At 54.9% G+C, this 17,870-nt stretch carries 18 protein-coding genes; 9 read left to right on the top strand and 9 right to left on the bottom strand.

The genetic code is table 11. The annotated features are described in order from the left end of the window. Positions 1 to 35 precede the first annotated feature (35 nt). Genes CSC3H3_RS02825 through CSC3H3_RS02810 form a run of 4 tightly spaced genes read left to right on the top strand, consistent with a single transcriptional unit; the run spans position 36 to position 3,660 of the window. A complete protein-coding gene (locus tag CSC3H3_RS02825; RefSeq protein WP_101283566.1) occupies positions 36 to 1,424 on the top strand; it encodes an arylsulfotransferase family protein in 1,389 nt (462 codons plus the stop codon). Beyond that, positions 1,421 to 1,696: a hypothetical protein gene (locus CSC3H3_RS02820; protein WP_101263684.1), complete on the top strand. Its 276-nt coding sequence runs from the start codon at positions 1,421 to 1,423 to the stop codon at positions 1,694 to 1,696. Before CSC3H3_RS02825 ends, CSC3H3_RS02820 begins: the two co-directional genes overlap by 4 nt. Positions 1,697 to 1,720: 24 nt before the next feature. Then, positions 1,721 to 2,470: a hypothetical protein gene (locus CSC3H3_RS02815; protein WP_101283564.1), complete on the top strand. Its 750-nt coding sequence runs from the start codon at positions 1,721 to 1,723 to the stop codon at positions 2,468 to 2,470. Then, the gene (locus tag CSC3H3_RS02810; RefSeq protein WP_245881250.1) at positions 2,467 to 3,660 is read left to right on the top strand and encodes a sulfotransferase family protein; all 1,194 of its coding nucleotides are present in this window, start codon (positions 2,467 to 2,469) and stop codon (positions 3,658 to 3,660) included. The genes CSC3H3_RS02815 and CSC3H3_RS02810 overlap by 4 nt, the downstream gene beginning before the upstream one ends. A 98-nt stretch (positions 3,661 to 3,758) precedes the next feature. Here CSC3H3_RS02810 and CSC3H3_RS02805 read toward each other — a convergent pair whose 3' ends face one another. The 6 genes from CSC3H3_RS02805 to CSC3H3_RS02775 form a co-directional block, all read right to left on the bottom strand. After that, a complete protein-coding gene (locus CSC3H3_RS02805; protein ID WP_101283562.1) occupies positions 3,759 to 4,322 on the bottom strand; it encodes a cysteine hydrolase family protein in 564 nt (187 codons plus the stop codon). A 234-nt stretch (positions 4,323 to 4,556) separates the two neighbouring features. Beyond that, positions 4,557 to 5,720: a Gfo/Idh/MocA family protein gene (locus CSC3H3_RS02800; RefSeq protein WP_101283560.1), complete on the bottom strand. Its 1,164-nt coding sequence runs from the start codon at positions 5,718 to 5,720 to the stop codon at positions 4,557 to 4,559. Positions 5,721 to 5,969: 249 nt separating this feature from the next. After that, on the bottom strand, positions 5,970 to 7,025 hold the full coding sequence (locus tag CSC3H3_RS02790; RefSeq protein WP_101286070.1) for a sugar phosphate isomerase/epimerase family protein: 1,056 nt from the start codon (positions 7,023 to 7,025) through the stop codon (positions 5,970 to 5,972). 118 nt (positions 7,026 to 7,143) lie between these two features. Beyond that, on the bottom strand, positions 7,144 to 8,100 hold the full coding sequence (locus CSC3H3_RS02785; RefSeq protein WP_101283556.1) for a substrate-binding domain-containing protein: 957 nt from the start codon (positions 8,098 to 8,100) through the stop codon (positions 7,144 to 7,146). Between the two features lie 66 nt (positions 8,101 to 8,166). After that, positions 8,167 to 9,189, bottom strand: coding sequence for an ABC transporter permease (locus CSC3H3_RS02780; RefSeq protein WP_101283554.1), 1,023 nt, complete (start codon positions 9,187 to 9,189; stop codon positions 8,167 to 8,169). Continuing rightward, complete coding sequence (locus tag CSC3H3_RS02775; protein ID WP_101283552.1) at positions 9,176 to 10,735, bottom strand: sugar ABC transporter ATP-binding protein; 1,560 nt, start codon at positions 10,733 to 10,735, stop codon at positions 9,176 to 9,178. The genes CSC3H3_RS02780 and CSC3H3_RS02775 overlap by 14 nt, the downstream gene beginning before the upstream one ends. Before the next feature lie 243 nt (positions 10,736 to 10,978). Here CSC3H3_RS02775 and CSC3H3_RS02770 point away from each other — a divergent pair, with 243 nt between their 5' ends. After that, positions 10,979 to 12,019, top strand: a complete 1,041-nt coding sequence (locus tag CSC3H3_RS02770; RefSeq protein ID WP_101283550.1) for a LacI family DNA-binding transcriptional regulator — start codon at positions 10,979 to 10,981, stop codon at positions 12,017 to 12,019. 111 nt (positions 12,020 to 12,130) lie between these two features. Here CSC3H3_RS02770 and CSC3H3_RS02765 read toward each other — a convergent pair whose 3' ends face one another. The 3 genes from CSC3H3_RS02765 to CSC3H3_RS02755 all read right to left on the bottom strand — a co-directional run bounded on the left by CSC3H3_RS02765 (position 12,131) and on the right by CSC3H3_RS02755 (position 13,801). Next, a complete protein-coding gene (locus CSC3H3_RS02765) occupies positions 12,131 to 12,616 on the bottom strand; it encodes a VOC family protein (RefSeq protein ID WP_101263676.1) in 486 nt (161 codons plus the stop codon). A 147-nt stretch (positions 12,617 to 12,763) separates the two neighbouring features. Then, complete coding sequence (locus CSC3H3_RS02760) at positions 12,764 to 13,321, bottom strand: TetR/AcrR family transcriptional regulator (RefSeq protein ID WP_101283548.1); 558 nt, start codon at positions 13,319 to 13,321, stop codon at positions 12,764 to 12,766. A 6-nt stretch (positions 13,322 to 13,327) separates the two neighbouring features. Then, positions 13,328 to 13,801 carry a nuclear transport factor 2 family protein gene (locus CSC3H3_RS02755; protein ID WP_101263674.1) on the bottom strand — a complete coding sequence of 158 codons (474 nt, stop codon included), beginning with the start codon at positions 13,799 to 13,801 and terminating at the stop codon, positions 13,328 to 13,330. Positions 13,802 to 14,395: 594 nt separating this feature from the next. Here CSC3H3_RS02755 and CSC3H3_RS02750 point away from each other — a divergent pair. From CSC3H3_RS02750 to CSC3H3_RS02735, 4 genes are all read left to right on the top strand, one after another. Next, on the top strand, positions 14,396 to 15,493 hold the full coding sequence (locus CSC3H3_RS02750) for a carboxynorspermidine decarboxylase (RefSeq protein ID WP_101283546.1): 1,098 nt from the start codon (positions 14,396 to 14,398) through the stop codon (positions 15,491 to 15,493). A 52-nt stretch (positions 15,494 to 15,545) separates the two neighbouring features. Continuing rightward, positions 15,546 to 16,793: a saccharopine dehydrogenase family protein gene (locus CSC3H3_RS02745; protein WP_101283544.1), complete on the top strand. Its 1,248-nt coding sequence runs from the start codon at positions 15,546 to 15,548 to the stop codon at positions 16,791 to 16,793. Positions 16,794 to 16,991: 198 nt separating this feature from the next. Further along, complete coding sequence (locus tag CSC3H3_RS02740; RefSeq protein ID WP_101283543.1) at positions 16,992 to 17,270, top strand: PepSY domain-containing protein; 279 nt, start codon at positions 16,992 to 16,994, stop codon at positions 17,268 to 17,270. 2 nt (positions 17,271 to 17,272) lie between these two features. Then, positions 17,273 to 17,812 carry a cytochrome b/b6 domain-containing protein gene (locus CSC3H3_RS02735; protein ID WP_101283541.1) on the top strand — a complete coding sequence of 180 codons (540 nt, stop codon included), beginning with the start codon at positions 17,273 to 17,275 and terminating at the stop codon, positions 17,810 to 17,812. Positions 17,813 to 17,870: the final 58 nt, after the last annotated feature.

Raw genomic sequence — 17,870 nt, 5'->3', positions numbered from 1 at the left:
CCCTGCAAGCATCTAAGAAATCGGAGGTTTTAGGCGTGCCGTCACCAGAAAAAGAAAACCAGACCCCACCCTCGTCCGAGGATGATGGTGGTGATCGTGGCTTTTTTGCCATTTTTGTCGTTGGCATCGCTGCTATCAGCTTTTCCGTGGGCGCTGGCGTTATGCTGGCCGAAGTCCCGCCGTCGCAATATCTGCGCAATGCGTGGTCTGCCGGTGTCGCCCTGTGGGAAAAGGAAACCCAGTATAACGATATTGGCCGCCTGGATTTCTGGGCACCGGCACGTAACGACAAAAAGGGCGTTACGGTCTATGACGAAAACCGTGCTGAAAACGGTTTGACGCTCTATTCATCGGGCGATGGCCCCCATGCCGTGCTGATCGATATGAAAGGCAATATCGTTCACGAATGGAACACCCCGTTTAGCAAAATCTATAACGATACCTCGCCGATCAAAAACCCGCAAAAAGACGAATATATGCACTGGCACACCGCCAAGATGCAGCCCAACGGCGATCTGATCGTGCAATATACCGCTGCGGGCGACACGCCCTATGGCTATGGTCTGGCACGGATCGACAAGGATTCAAATGTTGTCTGGGGCTATCTGGGCACCGCCCATCATGACTTTTCCGTCGATAAGGACGGCAAGGTTTATGCCCTGACCCAGGAATTTCGCAACAACACCTATCAGTACCGCAACCAGTTAAAACCGCCGCGCCTGGATGACTTTGCCGTTGTTCTGTCGCCAGAAGGCAAGGAATTGAAAAAGGTATCGGTCCTCGATGCCATCATCAATTCACCCTATGACCACCTGATCGACTTTGTGCCGTATTATTCCAAGGATGACGTGCTGCACACCAACACGATCGAGGTCATCACCGCCGAAACAGCGCAGAATTTCCCCTATGGCAAAGAAGGCGATGTTCTGCTGTCTTTCCGGGATCTTGGCATCATTGCAGTGCTGGATCTGGAACAGGAAAAAATCGTCTGGGCGACCCGTGGTTCCTGGCTGGGCCAGCATGACCCGGACCTTCTGCCAAATGGCGATATCCTGCTTTTTGACAATCAGGGCCAGCTTGATGACCCCGAAGCCGGTATGTCACGCGTTCTGCAGTTTGATCCCAAAACCGGTGGCATCACCTGGGAATATGACGGCAACAAAGACAACTTTTTCTATAGCGACATCCGGTCCGATCAGGAACGCCTGCCCAATGGCAACACCCTGATTACGGAATCCACCGGTGGGCGGTTGTTCGAGATCAACAAGGATGGCGACGTTGTATGGGAATTCTATAACCCCATCCGCCGCGATAACCCCGAAAAAACCGACGAAAAACTAATCCCCATCGTTTCACAGGCCGAGCGCATTTCTGATGAACGCGCCGCGCTGTTTTCTTCCCCCACGAAAGGAGAAGACCAATGAAGCCGACCCTTAAAACATTAAGCATTGCCGGTGCCGTAATCGCACTGACCCCGCTTCTGACCGCCATGCCTGCACAGGCCTATGTCGGACCGGGTGCCGGTCTTAGCCTGCTCAGCGCACTTTGGGCTGTTATCGCGGCTGTCGGTGTTGCCATTGGCTTTGTGCTGATGTGGCCGATCCGCAAAATGATGCGCAACAAGCGCCGCAAAAATGCTGCTGGCAGCCAGACGGCACATGCCAGCACCGCCAAATCTGATCAGCACAGCTCATAAGCCAACAGGAATTCGGTAAGTCCCATGGGAATTTTTGACTGGCCCGCCCCCGCCTTTGACTGGCTTGACGCCCTTATGGCCGACCAACTCGGCCCGCTGGGCCGCATCATCGCCTGGTCGGTAATCTGCGCCATTATCTCGATGGCACTTTATGCGGTGCTCTCCCCGCAAAAGCGCATCAAAAAGGTAAAAGCCGATGTTGCCGATTCACGCAAGGCCATGGCCGATGATGACGGCGAAGACTTTGGCGAGGGCATGCGCCTGGCAAAAGCCCAGTTGGGACATTCCCTGAAACTTGTAGGTGTTATCCTAATCCCGGCGGTTGTCGCCTCCCTGCCCGCACTGGCAATGCTGGTCTGGCTGGATGGGCAATATGGCTATAGCTGCCCCATGCCCGGCACCCAGACAACCATTTCGGCCATGCCCGAAAATGCCAATGTCGAACAGATCGGCGCTCGCCCGGTATCGGAAAATGGCGGTGCCTGCCCGATTGTCCGGGTTTCGACCAGCACCGATAACGGTCAAAGCGACGTGGTCATTCCGCTTCAGGCCCCGGTCCCCGTGATCGGCCATAAACAGTGGTGGAACACCCTTATCGGTAATCCGGCAGGTTATCTGCCCGATGACACCGCCATCCAGCAGATCCGTTTTGACCTTCCGCCACAGGAAATCATTTCTGTCGGGCCGTCCTGGGCCCGCGGATGGGAACTGACCTTCTTTGTCATGCTGATCCTGGTTTCCCTGGCGATTAAAAAAGGATTCCGCATCGAATGAACAAGATGACACAAACCAGCGACCAACAGCCGTCCAAGGGTGCCGCTTTTCATGTTTCGGGCTGGGATCACTGGATCAGCGGGCAAATTGCCGACAACCCCGAACGCTGGATCAGCTTTGGCAATTTCGACACCAAAATGGCCGCCGATGCCATTTCCGATGTCGCCATTGAAAAGCCGGTCTTTGTGGCAGGCCTTGCCCGTTCGGGCAGCACCATCCTGCTTGAAACGCTGGCAAAACACCCGGCAGCCGCAACGCACCGCTATCGCGATTATCCGCCGGTTTTCACCCCCTACCTGTGGAACAAGTTTGTCGATCTGGCACCCAAACCGCGCCAGCAGGTCGCCGTTGAACGCACCCATGCCGATGGCATCAACATCACGCCTGAAAGCCCCGAGGCCTTCGAGGAAGTGATCTGGATGGCGTTTTTCAAACATCTGCACGAGGTCGATCACAGCAACGTTCTGGGCGGTGAAGTCAGCAACGAAGCCTTTGAAAACTTCTATCGCGACCATATCCGTAAAATGATCTCGATCCGGGGTGGATCGCGTTATGTCTCAAAGGCAAACTACCTGATCACCCGCATGGAATATCTGCTTTCCATGTTCCCCGATGCCCGCTTTGTCCTGCCGGTGCGCGATCCGTTATGGCATATCGCATCCCTTGCCAAACAGCATACCCTGTTTTGCAAGGGCGAAGCTGGCAACCCACGGGCGCTGGCACATATGCAGCGTGTCGGCCATTATGAATTTGGCATGGACCGTCGCCCGATCAATGTGGGCGACACCCACGCCACAAAACAGATTTCCGCCCTCTGGCAGGAAGGCCGCGAGGTTGAAGGCTGGGCACAATATTGGGCCAATCTGCACCATTTCCTGGCGGATCGCCTGTCGATCAATCCGAAATTGCGTGACGCCACCCTTGTTGTCCGCTACGAGGATTTTGTTGCCAATCCGCGCACGCAGCTTGAACAGCTTTTTGCCCATGTCGCTATGGAAAATGCCGGTGCCATCATCGATGAAGTCGCACCGACCATCCATGCGCCAAGCTATTACAAACCCAAATTCAGCGATGCCGAAATCACCACCATCCGCGAACTGACCGGCATTGCCGCTGCGCGCTTTGGCTATGAAAACCTGGCCGATGACCAGCAACCCGCCGAAATCACCACTCGCGCCAATCCGGTCTGATACCGGCTGTCAGGTCGTCAAGAAAAGGCCCGCAGCCGTCTATCCCGCTGCGGGCTTTTTATTTGGCGGTCCGGCTTAATTAAAGTCTGCCAACAAGTTTAGCTGGCAAACGAAATATCGGCGGCCTTCTTCACCCGGATAAAACTTTTTCCCGCCCGGAAATTATTCAGCGTTTCATTGTGATGACGCACAATATCGTCAAAGCGCAGGCTGGCAGTGTCGGACGTGGTATGACCATCACCCACCAGTGTCACATCATATCCCAGCGAAACAGCCCGGCGCAGTGTCGTATCAACGCAATATTGCGACATGCAGCCACCGGCAACCAAATGGCGGATACCGTGCCTTTCCAGCACTTCAGCCAGCCTGGTGTCGTAAAAGGAATCCGCACTGCGTTTTTCCACAACGATGTCACCATCCTGTGGTGCGATCTCGGCACGGATTTGCCAGCCATCACCACCGCGCGCCAAAAGGTCACCGTCGCCACCATCATGCTGCACCATGATCACAGGAATATGCGCCGCCCGCGCCTTTACCTGAAGCTGGCGTAACCGTTCGACCGTTTCATCAAAGGCTGCATCCACAATCGCGCGCCGCTCAGCGGGCAACTCATCCGCCAGGACCGCATTTTGCGCATCAATAATCAGAAGTGCCGTCGCCATGAAACATTCCTTCCACCGAAATACCGCATCCATCAGCGGCGCGGGATTATAAATCGGAACAGGAAAGGCAGATAGGGGTGTAATGTAATTTTTATTACATTCATTACGATTTCAACAATCAGCTCATAATCATTACATTTCGCCCTTCCTAACAAATACCCCCAATATAAAACGGGCGGCACCATTGGCACCGCCCGTTCAAAATGCTTCGCAATTCTGGTTGTGATCAGCCCATCACATGCTGGTCCAGCTTGCCCCGCGCTGCGAGGATGACACCACCGCCTCGATAAAGCGCATACCATTCAGCCCTTCGGCAATGCCCGGCACCAATCCGGCTTCGGCATTGGGCAGGTGCCCGTCAATCCGGGCCGAAAGCTGATCGGCAAAGTCGGTATAAAGGGTGGCGAACCCTTCCAGATACCCTTCTACATGGCCAGATGGCACACGCACACGCCCGCCTGCCGCACTATTACCGGGGCCACCGCGCGTCATCAGGCGGGGCTGGCCGTTCAAGGGGCGGAAATGCATGTGATTGGGGTGTTCCTGTGCCCATTCGATCGAACCCTTATCCCCGTAAACCCGCAATTTCAGGCCATTTTCATGCCCAACCGCAACCTGGCTTGCCCACAGCATGCCCCGTGCGCCGTTCTTGTAACGCAACAGGATCTGCACATTATCGTCAAGCTGTCGGCCTTCAACCATGCTTGAAAGGTCCGCACACAGTTCCGAAATCTCAAGCCCGGTCACAAAATCCGCCAGGTTATGGGCGTGGGTGCCAATATCGCCCAATGCGCCGCCGGGGCCTGCCTTGGCCGGGTCGGCCCGCCAGCTTGCCTGTTTGTTATCCACCGGGGTTGCCAGCCAGCCTTGCGGATATTCCACCTGCACCAGCCGGATATTGCCCAGCTTGCCACTGCGCACCATATCGCGTGCTTCGCGCACCATCGGATAGGCGGTGTAATTATGGGTCAGGGCAAATAACAGCCCGGTTTCCTCGATCTTGGCGGCAAGCTGTTCGCCCTCGGCAACGCTCATGCACAGGGGCTTGTCGCAAATCACATGAATACCGGCATCCAGCATAGCCATTGCGGCGGGGAAATGCAGGTTATTGGGGGTGACAATCGCGCACACTTCAATGCCGTCTTCGCGTGCGGCTTCGCGCATCGCCATTTCGCGAAAATCGTCATAGGCACGATCCGGGGCAATAAAACATTCCGCCGCTGATGCCCGCGCCACATCGGGCCGCGATGACAAGGCACCCGCCACCAGATCATAACGGTTATCCATACGCGCAGCCAAACGATGCACGGCACCAATAAAGGCACCCTGCCCACCGCCAACCATGCCCAACCGCAAACGGCGGGGCGGGGCGGTAAAGTCGTTTGCGGGTCCAACCATCGAAATCTCCTTGTTTTCAGATATTTATTATCATTAAGGTTTTATAGCAAACCGCTGCAATCGCCAATTGTCCCGGCATCGTTCGGCTCACAAACACGCAATCGCATGGCCCTGCCGGTGCAACCAAAACCGCACACCACGGCACCGCACACCACGGCACCGCATACCATACCGTCAATGCCCGAAAGGTGCAGGGCGACATTGCAAAGGCAGTCCCGCATCAAAATACCGCGCCTGCCCGTTTCCCGGTTACGACAGGCCCAGAAGGCGGCGGTTGGTGGCATCATCAACACCGCTGCCCGCGAAATCGTCAAAGGCATGTTCGGTAACGCGAATGATGTGGTTGCGAATAAATTCCGCCCCTTCGCGCGCGCCATCTTCGGGGTGTTTTAAGGCGCATTCCCATTCCAGCACGGCCCAGCCGTCAAAATCAAGGGCTGTCAATTTCGAGAAAATCGCCCCGAAATCAATTTGCCCATCGCCCAGCGAACGGAACCGCCCGGCACGGCCGACCCAGCCCTGAAAGCCCGAATAAACACCCTGTTTGCCACTGGGGTTAAATTCGGCATCCTTGACGTGAAACATCTTGATGCGGTCGGCATAGATATCGATGAAATCAAGGTAATCCAGCATCTGAAGCTGAAAATGGCTGGGATCGTACAGGATGTTGCAACGCGAATGCCCATCCAGGCGATCCAGGAACATTTCAAAGGTAACGCCGTCAAACACATCCTCGCCGGGATGAATTTCATAACAAATATTAACCCCGGCCTGATCGGCACGATCCAAAAGCGGGCGCCAGCGTTTGGCAAGTTCGTCAAAGGCCGCTTCAATCAAACCCGCCGGGCGTTGCGGCCAGGGGTAAATATAGGGCCATGCCAGCGATCCAGTAAAAGACCCCATATTGCCAAGTCCCAGATTGGCCGATGCCTGAATGGCCAGTTCGATCTGGCGGCACGCCCATTCCTGCCGGGCCGTGGGGTTATTGCGCACCGACGGGTCGGCAAAACCATCAAACATGGCATCATAGGCCGGGTGAACCGCCACAAGCTGGCCATGCAAATGGGTGGCAAGTTCCGTCAGGGACAAACCATGCTGCGCCAGTGTGCCGTGAATTTCATCGCAATAATCCCGGCTGGTGGCCGCGCGCTCCAGATCAATCAGGCGGCTGTCCCAGCTTGGAATCTGAACCCCCTTATATCCCTGGCTGGCAGCCCAGCGGGCGATATTGTCCAGATTGTTAAACGGGGCTTCATCCCCGGCAAACTGCGCAAGAAACAGCGCGGGTCCCTTAAGCGTTTTCATGCTGGTCCCTTTATTTTTTGGTGGGCTTTCCCGCCTTTGCGTTACACCGGCAAAATCACCGGCAAAATCGCGCAAACGGGGGTTTCCCGGCACCCTCTAGGGTGCCGGGATGACAAAATCAGTAAGGTGAATCCGGGAAATAGAATTTATCGGCATTTTCCGGGGTAACGGTGGTTGCCCCCAAAATGTAACGCCCTTCAACCGCGGCCTTGGTTTCAAATTTCAGCGCGGTCAATCCCATTGCCGTTGCAATCATTGCCGGCGGATACAGCACATCAATCGGGGTCAGCTTGTCGCCATCCTTAACCCGTTTGATGATGTCCTTCATCCCGCCACCGCCAACAACAAACATTTCGTCCGTACGGTCGGCCTGTTTGATGGCTTCGATCACGCCAAGCGCAATATCGTCATCCTGCGCCCAGACAGCATCAATCTCCGGGAAACGCGACAAAAAGTCCTGCATGACTTCATAGCCATCATCGCGGTTCCAGTTGGCATATTTCATGTCCAGAACTTCGATATCGCTATCCTTGATCGATGCATTGAACGCTTCGACACGTTCATCATCAACCGTGGTGGGCAGGCCACGCAAAACCACAATCTTGCCTTTGCCATCCAGGCGTTTTTTCAGATATTCACCCGCCTGTTCGCCAAGGGCGCTGTTGTTACCGGCAACGTAAATATCCTCGATGCCCGGCTGCGAAAGGCCACGGTCAACAACCGTAATGAATTTGCCAGCTTCCTTTACCTGCTGGACCGGAATGGTCAGCGGGTCGGATTCAAACGGCAAAATCACCAGGCCATCAATATTTTGCACCGATACCAGATCTTCCAGGTCATTGGCCTGTTCGGTCGGGTTTTTGGCCGTGGCAATAATGAAATCCAGGTTCGGATACGCCTTTTCCAAATCCTTTTCGGCTTCCTGGGCGTGCCAGTTCAGGCCACCGGCCCAGCCATGCGTCGCCGCCGGGATAGACACACCGATCTTGATTTTATCTGCTGCCAGTGCCGATGTGGCAACCAGTCCCAGACCAAGGGCAAGCGTTACCCCCAACAGGCGCTTTTTATTCGTCATACTGTTTCCTCCTGAATGCAAAAATGTGGCTGTTTTGTTATCCACGCAGCGGCGTTTTTCGCCGTTTCAGTTTTTCTTGCGTCGCCAGTCCCCGCGCTGCAAAAACACGGCAACGATAATGATCAGCCCCTGAACAGCCCCGTTCAGATAATTGCTGATGGCATCTGTCAGATTAAGAATATTGCCAATGGTGGTCAGCATCAGTGCCCCGACCACGGTGCCCCAGATGCGGCCATAACCGCCCTTCAGCATCGTCCCGCCAATGATCACGGCAGCAATCGCCTCAAGTTCCCACAACACCCCGGTCGAGGACGAGGCAGAACCCAGGCGCGGCACATAAATGATGGTGGCAATGGAAACGCACAGACCCTGGATGATGTAGGTCAGCGTCTTTACCCGGTCGACATTGATCGCCGAATACAGGGCAACCTGTTCGTTTGATCCAATGGCAAAGCATTTGCGGCCAAACGGCGTCATGTTCAAAAGGACATAGCCGATAATGGCGACACCCAAAAACACCAGAACCGGCATGGGAATGCCCAGAACATCGCCGTAATAAACCGGGCGATAGGTACCGCGCACCCCGAAATCAAGCGACAGCGTGCCGCCATCCGCCATATAGGTCACAAGCGACCGATAAAGCCCCATTGTCCCCAGGGTAACGATGAACGCCTCGATCTTGCCGCGTGTGCTGACCAGGCCGTTAATCGCACCGGCACCAATACCCAGCACAATGCTGACACCAATACCAATAAGCACCGTTTCAACACCCGGCCCGATGGATTGCACCAGCCCGTTCATCACCATGATCATGGCCCCGGCAATAAAGGCCGCCATCGAACCAACCGACAGGTCAATGCCCCCCGCCGTAATCACGAATGTCGCCCCAACGGCAATGATGCCGATAAAGGATGACCGGGTGAAAATATTGGAAAGGTTGCCGCTGCTCAGGAAGGCCTCGTTAATGGCGGTTCCCAAAACGAACAGCACAATCAGCGCCACAAACGGGCCAATGGCCTTGAAATCGATATGAAAGGGAACGCGCGAACCGGTCGTTGCCGGCAGTGCCTTGTTGTCAGGACGGCTCATAGGGGGACGCTCCGTTTTTATCTGATATGCCGGTGGCATAGCGCATGATTTCATGTTCATTGCGATCATCACCCGACAGAATGCCGGTAATGCGCCCGGCCGCCATCACCGCGATCCGGTCTGACAGGCCCAGCATTTCGGGCATTTCCGATGACAGCAAAATCACCGATTTTCCCTGCGCGGTCAGATCGCCGATAAAATGGTAAATCTGGCTTTTGGTGCCGATATCGATGCCGCGTGTGGGTTCATCGATGATCACGATATCCGGGTCGGTTTCCATGACCTTGGCCAGCAGCAGTTTTTGCTGGTTGCCCCCCGAAAAATCACCAACGCGGGTTTTGCTGTCCGCTGCACGGATATCAAAGGCGGCAATCGCTTTTTCCAGCGCGTCTTCTTCGGCCTTGCGGCTGATCAGCGGGCTTCCGAACTTTTCCAGCGCCAGCAAGGTCAGGTTCGGGCGCATATCCATATTCAGCAAAAGCCCCCGGCCCTTGCGGTCCTTGGTCAGGTAGGCAATGCCGTATTTCTTGGCATCCGACAGCGATGCAATCGCAACATCGCTGCCATTGCGGGCAATCGTGCCACCACTTTGCGGGCGCAGGCCGATAATGGCTTCCATCAGCGCGGTGCGCCCGGCACCGACAATTCCGGCAAAGCCCAAAACCTCGCCCTTGCGCAAATCAAAGCTGGCATCATGAACCATGCCTGGCACCGAAAGATTGCGCACCGATAACACCACCGGCGCCTGTTCATCTGCCACACGGTCGGGGAACATCTGGGCAATGTCACGCCCCACCATCAGGCGGGCCATGTCATCCTTGCTGATATCGGCAACGGCATGGGTGGCGACATGGCGGCCATCGCGCAACACCGTCACCATATCGGCAATCGCCTTGATCTCGTCCAGCTTGTGGGAAATATAAAGAATGGCAACGCCCTGCGCGCGCAAACGCCGGATCAGACCAAACAGGATATCAACCTCGCGCCCGGTCAAAACGGCGGTTGGTTCATCCAAAATCAGGATATCGGCATTTTTCGACAGGGCCTTGGCAATTTCCACCATCTGCCGGTCCGACACCGACAGGTCGCGAATGCGCGTCTCGGGCGAAATATCGCATTGAAGCCGGTCCAGCAGGCTGCGCGCCTGGGATCGCATGGCGACCTTGTCCAAAAACCAGCCACGGGTCATTTCACGGCCCAGGAAAATGTTCTCCTCGACCGTCAGCTGTTCGGCCAGGTTCAATTCCTGATGGATCAGGATCACACCGGCCTTTTCACCCGCATCACTATTGGCAAAGCCGGTTTTGTGCCCATCAAGCACAAGCTGCCCGCTTGTGGGTTGATGATACCCCGACAGAATTTTAACCAGCGTGGATTTGCCAGCACCATTTTCACCCAGAAGAGCATGCACTTCGCCGGAATAAAGACCGATCGAAACATCGTGCAGCACCTGTGCAGGACCAAAGGACTTGCAAATATCCTGCCCGGACAAACGCAATTTTCGCGTCTGCCCCACCCCGGTCAGGCTGACAGCCGGATCCGTCATGAACAGAACCTCCCAAATGTCGCATTTTTGCGATCACATCGTTATTTAACCCGTGTAAACGTTTTCATTTAAAATGTAAACCTTTACATTTCACTTTTTATCGTGTTTTTGAAAGAAAGTTACACATATTGCTGCATGCTGCGGCCAAGCAGGGCATAAAGCCCGGCTGGACAAAGCCGGTTTCTGGCAAATGCAGCACTTGAAAACGATGGACCCGCCCCACCGGGCGGAGTAGGAAAAGGCATGAACGAAAAGATTGCCACGATCGAAGATGTTGCCAGCGAGGCCGGCGTATCCATCGCCACGGTCAGCCGTGCCCTGCACAAGCCACAGCTTGTCTCGCAGCGCACGCGCGAAAAGGTGCAACATGCCATCGCGGCAACAGGTTACACCGCCAATGTCATGGCGCGGAACCTGCGGCTCAGCCGGTCGGGCATGATCCTTTTGCTGGTGCCTGATATCGGCAATCCGTTTTTCGCTGAAATCCTGTCGGGTATTGAACAGGGTGCGTCGCGGGCGGGCTATAATGTGCTGATTGGCGATACACAAAATGACCCCGAACGCGAAGCCACCTATGCCGCCTATTTGCGCAGCAACCAGGCCGATGCGATGATTTTGCTAAACGGGCATTTGCCATCGCCCCTGTCCCAGGCCCCGCAAACTGGCGCACCGCCTGTTGTTGCCGTGTGCGAACGCATCCCCGGCAGCAACCTGCCCACGGTTATTATCGATAACCAGCAGGCTGCCTGCGATGCCACCCGGCATTTAACCGGGCTGGGCCACACCCGCATTGCCCATATTGCCGGGCCAGCCAAAAACATCCTGACCATCGACCGCGTCGCCGGCTTTCACGAAGCCATGACCGAAGCGGGCATTCGCCAGTTCGCCCATGTCGAATATTCACCCGATTTCGGGATCGAGGCCGGTATCCGTGCAGCCCGGCAATTGCTGCAATCGGCAACACCGCCCACGGCGTTTTTCTGTGCCAGTGACGGCATGGCTATCGGGGCCATTGTCGCGGCCAAGGAACTGGGGCTGAATGTACCGCGCGATATTTCCGTGGTGGGGTTTGACGACATTCACTTTGCCGCCAATTACGACCCGCCCCTCACCACCATTCGCCAACCCCGCCGCCGCCTGGGCGAACAGGCGATTGCCCTGGTTCTGGAACGGCTTGATAAAACCCTGCCCACACCCGAAGGTGCCAATGCCCCGGTGATCGTACCAACCGAACTGATCACCCGCCAAAGCACCGGCCCCTGCCCTGACAAATCCGGCAAATAACGGGCAAAGCACGAAACACACCTTACGGGTTTGCGGGCTTGCGAGCTTGCGGGCTTCCGGCCAGTGATAGACCGTCAAAACGTCACAACACCAAAGCCCACCGGCTCGCACTTACCGGGCAGCTATTTTCTGCCATTCCTCGTAAATGGCGCGGGCTTCATCCTGGTGGTCATGGCTGGATTTCGCCTTTTCGGCGGCAAAAATCTCGAACCGGATGCCATTGGGATCACGGATGAAAAGGCGGCGTGACCTGCCATCATCTTCATTGTGGTAAACCACCCGGTGCTGAAACAGGTGGTTTTGCCAGGCAATCACATCCTGTCCGCTATTGCAGCGCAGCCCGATATGAAAAACATCGTGGGGCATTTCCCGGTCATCGGGATAGGGGCCGTTATCAGCAGGCCAGTCATAAAATGAAAGGCGCGTGCCATCGGGCAACGCAAAAGTAATTAACAGATAATCGCTTTTCCAGGACGGGCTATAGCCGCTTTCGGCATGAACAAGTGTTGCCTTTAAAACCCGGGAATAAAAATCGTCTGTCGCCGCAAGATCGCGCGCGGGAAAGGCCAAGTGATCGACGCTGACAGGTGCGGGCATGTGCGCCTCCTCTTTTGTCGCTTGGTATGTTCTGGGTGAACCCCATCACCACTTTAAAATTTAGGCACGCAAATGTGCCAATCAAGTGGCCATACCTTCACAAGGCGGCAGAAAAACCTTTGCCCTTAACAGCTTTGCCCGCTCCCCTCAGACATTCAACCGGGCTGCCACCCGTGCCATTGCCCGGGAAAAAACCCCGCTGTCATCCATGGCCCGCGCCAGCACCAATGCCCCCTGAATGCTCAGCACGGCATCTTCGGCCAGGTCATTTGCCTGCCTGGCATCATGGTTCATGCGCATCAGCGCATCAGCCAATGATTGCTGCCAGCGGGCAAAATAATCGCGAATGGCAAGGCTGAAACGGTCCCGCACATTATCAAGGGCAAATGCCCCGATCAGGCAAACCCGCTGCCCGGACCGGAAATAGGCATCAACCTCGTCGCACATGGTGCGAATGGCTTTTGCCGGGTCATCGCCCTCGCGCAGGGGGCGATACACCCGGCTTTCAAACCAGCCATCAATCTCGCCCAGCACTTCACTTGCCATCTGTTCCTTGCCCTTGGGAAAGAAATGATAAAGGCTTCCCTTGCCCAGCCCGGTTTCCCGGGCAATCAGCGAAAGACTGGCCCCTTCAAATCCGTTTTCCCGAAAAATCTCGGCAAGAACCGGAATAACATCAGCACGTTCGGCGACAATTTTAGGCATTGGTCCTCATAATCCCAATTCAGTCAGCCCCGGATGGTCGGCCGGGCGCGGGCCTGAACGATCCCAGAAGAATTTACGGTCTTCTTCGCGGATCGGCATGTCATTTATGCAGGCAAACCGGCGCTGCATCTGCCCGTTATCGGCAAATTCCCAGTTTTCATTGCCATAGGCGCGATACCAGTTACCCGAATCATCACGATATTCATAGGCATAACGCACGGCAATGCGGTTTCCCTCATAGGCCCACAATTCCTTGATCAGGCGATATTCCAGCTCCTTGTTCCATTTGCGGGTCAGGAACGAAACGATTTCTTCCCGCCCGGTTACAAACTCGGCCCGGTTTCGCCATTCGCTATTTTCCGTATAGGCCAGCGACACCCGTTCCGGGTTGCGGCTGTTCCAGCCGTCTTCGGCCAGTCGTACCTTTTCAATGGCGGTTTCACGGGTAAAGGGCGGCAGGGGTTGGCGCAGATCAGACATTTTCGGCTCCTTTGCTGGATTGGCATTTTTATTGTACCAATCGGTAAACTGTAAACCGATCGGTACAATAAACTTTTCACCCCGTCAAGCACAAAGGATGCACTGCCAGTTTCAGCACCCCTGGCCCGTCCCGTAATGCAGGCATCCCACCGTTTTCCGGGCAAAGGCCCCGTCGGTCGCACAGAGCCGCGTCATCCACGATCCATCATGGTGTTTGCCGCCAGTAACAGCCCCGCAACGCCATCAAGTTTCATCAAACCGAAACCTGGCAGTTGCACGATATAAATTCCGGCATAAATTCAATGAATTAGCGGCAAAAAACCCACAGTGCCTTGTTAACGGCACCTTTTGTCCCCATCACCATATAAGGCAGCAATGCGGTGATAGTGTTGACCACCACGCCCCCCGCTGCTATTGGGTCGCGGCACACGTGATCGCGGCAGAAAATGCCCGCCCGTGATGACAGTAAATTCGTTGGCGCGCACCGGGCTTGGACGCCAAAGCTGACTGGAAACGTTTCGCGCAAAACGAACGTTTTCCGCATTGTATTTCGGTCCCTGCAAACAGGGCCCTGGGTCAAGGAACTAGAAGACGATGCTGCACACGCCCTATTACCTCATCGATAAGGCCAAACTTCTGCGCAACATGGAAAAGATCGCCTATGTGCGCGAACATTCCGGCGCGAAGGCGTTGCTCGCCCTTAAATGTTTTGCCACCTGGTCGGTCTTTGATTTCATGGCCGATTACATGGATGGCACCACGTCTTCCTCGCTTTACGAAGTCAAACTGGGCCGTGAAAAATTTGGCAAGGAAACCCACGCCTATAGCGTTGCCTATAGCGACGGGGAAATTGCCGAGGTCATCGAAAATGCCGATAAAATCATTTTCAATTCCATCAGCCAGCTTAACCGTTTTGCCGATCAGGCATCGGGGATCGTTCGTGGCCTGCGCCTGAACCCCATGATCAGCTCGTCCAGCTTTGATCTGGCCGACCCGGCCCGCCCGTTTTCGCGCCTTGGCGAATGGGATGTCGCCAAGGTCGAGGCGGTGATGGACAAAATTTCGGGCTTCATGATTCACAATAACTGTGAAAATTCCGATTTTGACCTGTTTGACAGCATGCTGGGCGATATTGAAACCAAATTTGGCAGCCTGCTTTCGCGCGTGGACTGGGTCAGCCTGGGCGGCGGCATTCATTTTACCGGCGAGAACTATCCGCTCGATAAATTCTGCGCCCGCCTGAAGGAATTTTCCGAAAAATTCGGCGTGCAGGTTTATCTCGAGCCGGGTGAAGCCTCGATCACGAAAAGCACGACCCTTGAACTCAGCGTGCTCGATACGCTGTTTAACGGCAAAAACCTTGCCATCGTCGACAGCTCGATCGAAGCCCACATGCTCGATTTGCTGATTTACCGTGAAAATGCAAAGGTAAGCCCCAATACGGGCGACCATGAATACATGATCTGCGGCAAATCCTGCCTTGCAGGCGATGTATTTGGCGAATTTCGCTTTGAAAACAAAATCGAAATCGGCGACCGCATCTCCATTCAGGATGCTGCCGGTTACACGATGGTCAAGAAGAACTGGTTTAACGGGGTTGGCATGCCCTCGATCGCCATTCGTGAACTTGACGGAACCGAACGCCTTGTTCGGGAATTTGACTTCAATGACTACGTTTCCAGCCTGTCCTAAGGGCTGAACCCACACATTTAACCTGTTTTACAAAGGGAGTTTTTGGCCTGAAATGAAGAAAAACGTTCTCATCATCGGTGCCGGTGGCGTGGCCCAGGTCGTGGCCCACAAATGCGCACAGAACAACGACGTACTTGGTGATATCCATATTGCTTCGCGTACCGTTGCGAAATGCCAGGCGATCATTGACTCAGTCCACGCCAAACAGAACCTTAAAAATGCGGATGGCGTCCTTAAAGGCCATGCGCTTGATGCAACCAATGTTGATGCAACCGCAGCGCTGATCCGCGAAACCGGCAGCCAGATCGTCATCAATGTCGGTTCTGCCTTTATCAACATGCCGGTTATGTCGGCCTGTATCGCCACTGGCGCGGCCTATCTTGACACTGCCATTCACGAAGAACAGGACAAGATCTGCGAAACGCCGCCTTGGTATGCCAACTATGAATGGAAACGCCGCGAAGAATGCGAAAAAGCAGGCGTAACGGCCATTCTGGGCGCTGGTTTTGACCCCGGTGTGGTCAATGCCTATGCCAAACTGGCTGTTGAAGACTATTTCGACAAAATCGATTCCATCGATATCATCGATATCAATGCCGGTAGCCACGGCAAATATTTCGCGACCAACTTTGACCCGGAAATCAATTTCCGCGAATTTACCGGTACGGTTTATTCCTGGCAGAACAGCCAGTGGCAGTCGAACAAGATGTTCGAGGTCAAGAAAATCTGGGATATGCCGGTGGTTGGCGAAAGCCAGACCTTCATGACCGGCCATGACGAGGTTCATTCCCTCTCGCAGAATCTTAATGTTCCCAATGTCCGTTTCTGGATGGGCTTTGGCGACCATTACATCAATGTCTTTACCGTGCTTAAAAATATCGGCCTGCTGTCCGAAAAGCCGGTCCTGACCGCCGAAGGCCAGGAAGTTGTGCCGCTGAAGGTCGTTAAGGCCTGCCTGCCGGACCCAAGCTCGCTGGCCCCCAATTACACCGGTAAAACCTGCATTGGCGACCTAGTAAAAGGCACCAAGGACGGCAAGGAAACCGAAGTTCTGATTTACAACGTGGCGGATCACAAGGAAGCCTACGAAGAAGTCGGAAGCCAGGGCATTTCCTATACCGCCGGTGTTCCGCCGGTGGCGGCAGCCATGCTGATCGCATCGGGCGAATGGGATGTGAAGAAAATGGCCAATATCGAAGAACTGCCGGCCAAACCGTTCCTGCATCTTTTGAACCATATGGGTCTTCCGACCCGCATCAAGGATGCCAACGGCGACCGCGACCTCGATTTCGCAAGCTGATAACGGCACACACCATTTGAATTCTCAAAAACGGCGGGCATGTTCCGCCGTTTTTTTATGCCTGCCCCCAATTCCCACCCACGATCACAGCCTTCCTGACACCAGGCTGAAGGCACAAATCCTGCAATTCAGCCAACTGTCAGGCAACAGCGCCAAATTGCCCTTGTTCACACACCCCTGTTTTCAAGGATGCTCTCAATGTTGAAAATTCTCGCCGCTGTTGTTGCTCTTTCCTCTTACGGTTTTCTGCCTTCCATCGCGTCTGCCGACGAAGTTGGCTGCAATGCCCCTGCTGACCAGTGGCAAAAACCCGAAGCCCTTCAAACCATGCTTGAAGCCAAGGGCTGGAATGTGAAGCGCATCAAAACCGAAGATGGCTGCTATGAAGTTTACGCCGTTGATGACAAAGGCGAGCGCGTTGAAACCTTCTTTGACCCGGCAACCCTTGAAGCCATCAACAAAAAAGACGGGGACTGATCATGGCAGCCACCGTAAAAGTTTGGGACCCGCTGGTTCGCATCTTTCACTGGAGCCTGGTTACCTCTTTTGCGGTGGCATGGCTTAGCGCAAACCAGATCAAGAACCTGCATGAAATTGCCGGTTACTGTGCCGCTGGCCTGATTGGCTTTCGTCTGCTTTGGGGCTTTGTCGGCCCCCACTATGCCCGCTTTACCCAGTTTGTGCACGGCCCTGACAAAACCCTGCAATATCTGCGCGATATTCCCTCAGGCAAGGCTGAACGCTATCTGGGCCACAACCCCGCCGGGGGTGCCATGATTTTGGCGCTACTGGGCTGCATGGCGCTTCTGGCAACCACGGGTTACATGCAAACAACCGATGCCTTCTGGGGCGTTGCCTGGGTGCAGGACAGCCACGAAATTCTGGCAAATACTCTGCTGGCCCTTGTGATTGCCCATCTGGCCGGGGTGGTGATGGCCAGTTACCATCATCGCGAAAATCTGGTTCGGGCCATGATTACCGGCAAAAAACGTTTTGGCACCAGCAGCGACATTCGCTGATCGCCTTTTTCATCTTCTCCCCCAAATCCCCAAACTTTACCGGCGGTATTTCCCGCCG

Origin of the sequence: Thalassospira marina (genome assembly GCF_002844375.1) — a bacterium.
Lineage (GTDB): Bacteria > Pseudomonadota > Alphaproteobacteria > Rhodospirillales > Thalassospiraceae > Thalassospira > Thalassospira marina.
Note: the sequence above shows the minus strand (reverse complement) of the source record. Positions and strands in the feature narration are given on the sequence as shown.

Bases quoted from the DNA above. Each gene is read 5' to 3' on its own strand.
- CSC3H3_RS02820 (WP_101263684.1), top strand. From the start codon at position 1,421: ATGAAGCCGACCCTTAAAACATTAAGCATTGCCGGTGCCGTAATCGCA.
- CSC3H3_RS02815 (WP_101283564.1), top strand. From the start codon at position 1,721: ATGGGAATTTTTGACTGGCCCGCCCCCGCCTTTGACTGGCTTGACGCC.
- CSC3H3_RS02810 (WP_245881250.1), top strand. From the start codon at position 2,467: ATGAACAAGATGACACAAACCAGCGACCAACAGCCGTCCAAGGGTGCC.
- CSC3H3_RS02805 (WP_101283562.1), bottom strand. From the start codon at position 4,322: ATGGCGACGGCACTTCTGATTATTGATGCGCAAAATGCGGTCCTGGCG.
- CSC3H3_RS02800 (WP_101283560.1), bottom strand. From the start codon at position 5,720: ATGGTTGGACCCGCAAACGACTTTACCGCCCCGCCCCGCCGTTTGCGG.
- CSC3H3_RS02790 (WP_101286070.1), bottom strand. From the start codon at position 7,025: ATGAAAACGCTTAAGGGACCCGCGCTGTTTCTTGCGCAGTTTGCCGGG.
- CSC3H3_RS02785 (WP_101283556.1), bottom strand. From the start codon at position 8,100: ATGACGAATAAAAAGCGCCTGTTGGGGGTAACGCTTGCCCTTGGTCTG.
- CSC3H3_RS02780 (WP_101283554.1), bottom strand. From the start codon at position 9,189: ATGAGCCGTCCTGACAACAAGGCACTGCCGGCAACGACCGGTTCGCGC.
- CSC3H3_RS02775 (WP_101283552.1), bottom strand. From the start codon at position 10,735: ATGACGGATCCGGCTGTCAGCCTGACCGGGGTGGGGCAGACGCGAAAA.
- CSC3H3_RS02770 (WP_101283550.1), top strand. From the start codon at position 10,979: ATGAACGAAAAGATTGCCACGATCGAAGATGTTGCCAGCGAGGCCGGC.
- CSC3H3_RS02765 (WP_101263676.1), bottom strand. From the start codon at position 12,616: ATGCCCGCACCTGTCAGCGTCGATCACTTGGCCTTTCCCGCGCGCGAT.
- CSC3H3_RS02760 (WP_101283548.1), bottom strand. From the start codon at position 13,321: ATGCCTAAAATTGTCGCCGAACGTGCTGATGTTATTCCGGTTCTTGCC.
- CSC3H3_RS02755 (WP_101263674.1), bottom strand. From the start codon at position 13,801: ATGTCTGATCTGCGCCAACCCCTGCCGCCCTTTACCCGTGAAACCGCC.
- CSC3H3_RS02750 (WP_101283546.1), top strand. From the start codon at position 14,396: ATGCTGCACACGCCCTATTACCTCATCGATAAGGCCAAACTTCTGCGC.
- CSC3H3_RS02745 (WP_101283544.1), top strand. From the start codon at position 15,546: ATGAAGAAAAACGTTCTCATCATCGGTGCCGGTGGCGTGGCCCAGGTC.
- CSC3H3_RS02740 (WP_101283543.1), top strand. From the start codon at position 16,992: ATGTTGAAAATTCTCGCCGCTGTTGTTGCTCTTTCCTCTTACGGTTTT.
- CSC3H3_RS02735 (WP_101283541.1), top strand. From the start codon at position 17,273: ATGGCAGCCACCGTAAAAGTTTGGGACCCGCTGGTTCGCATCTTTCAC.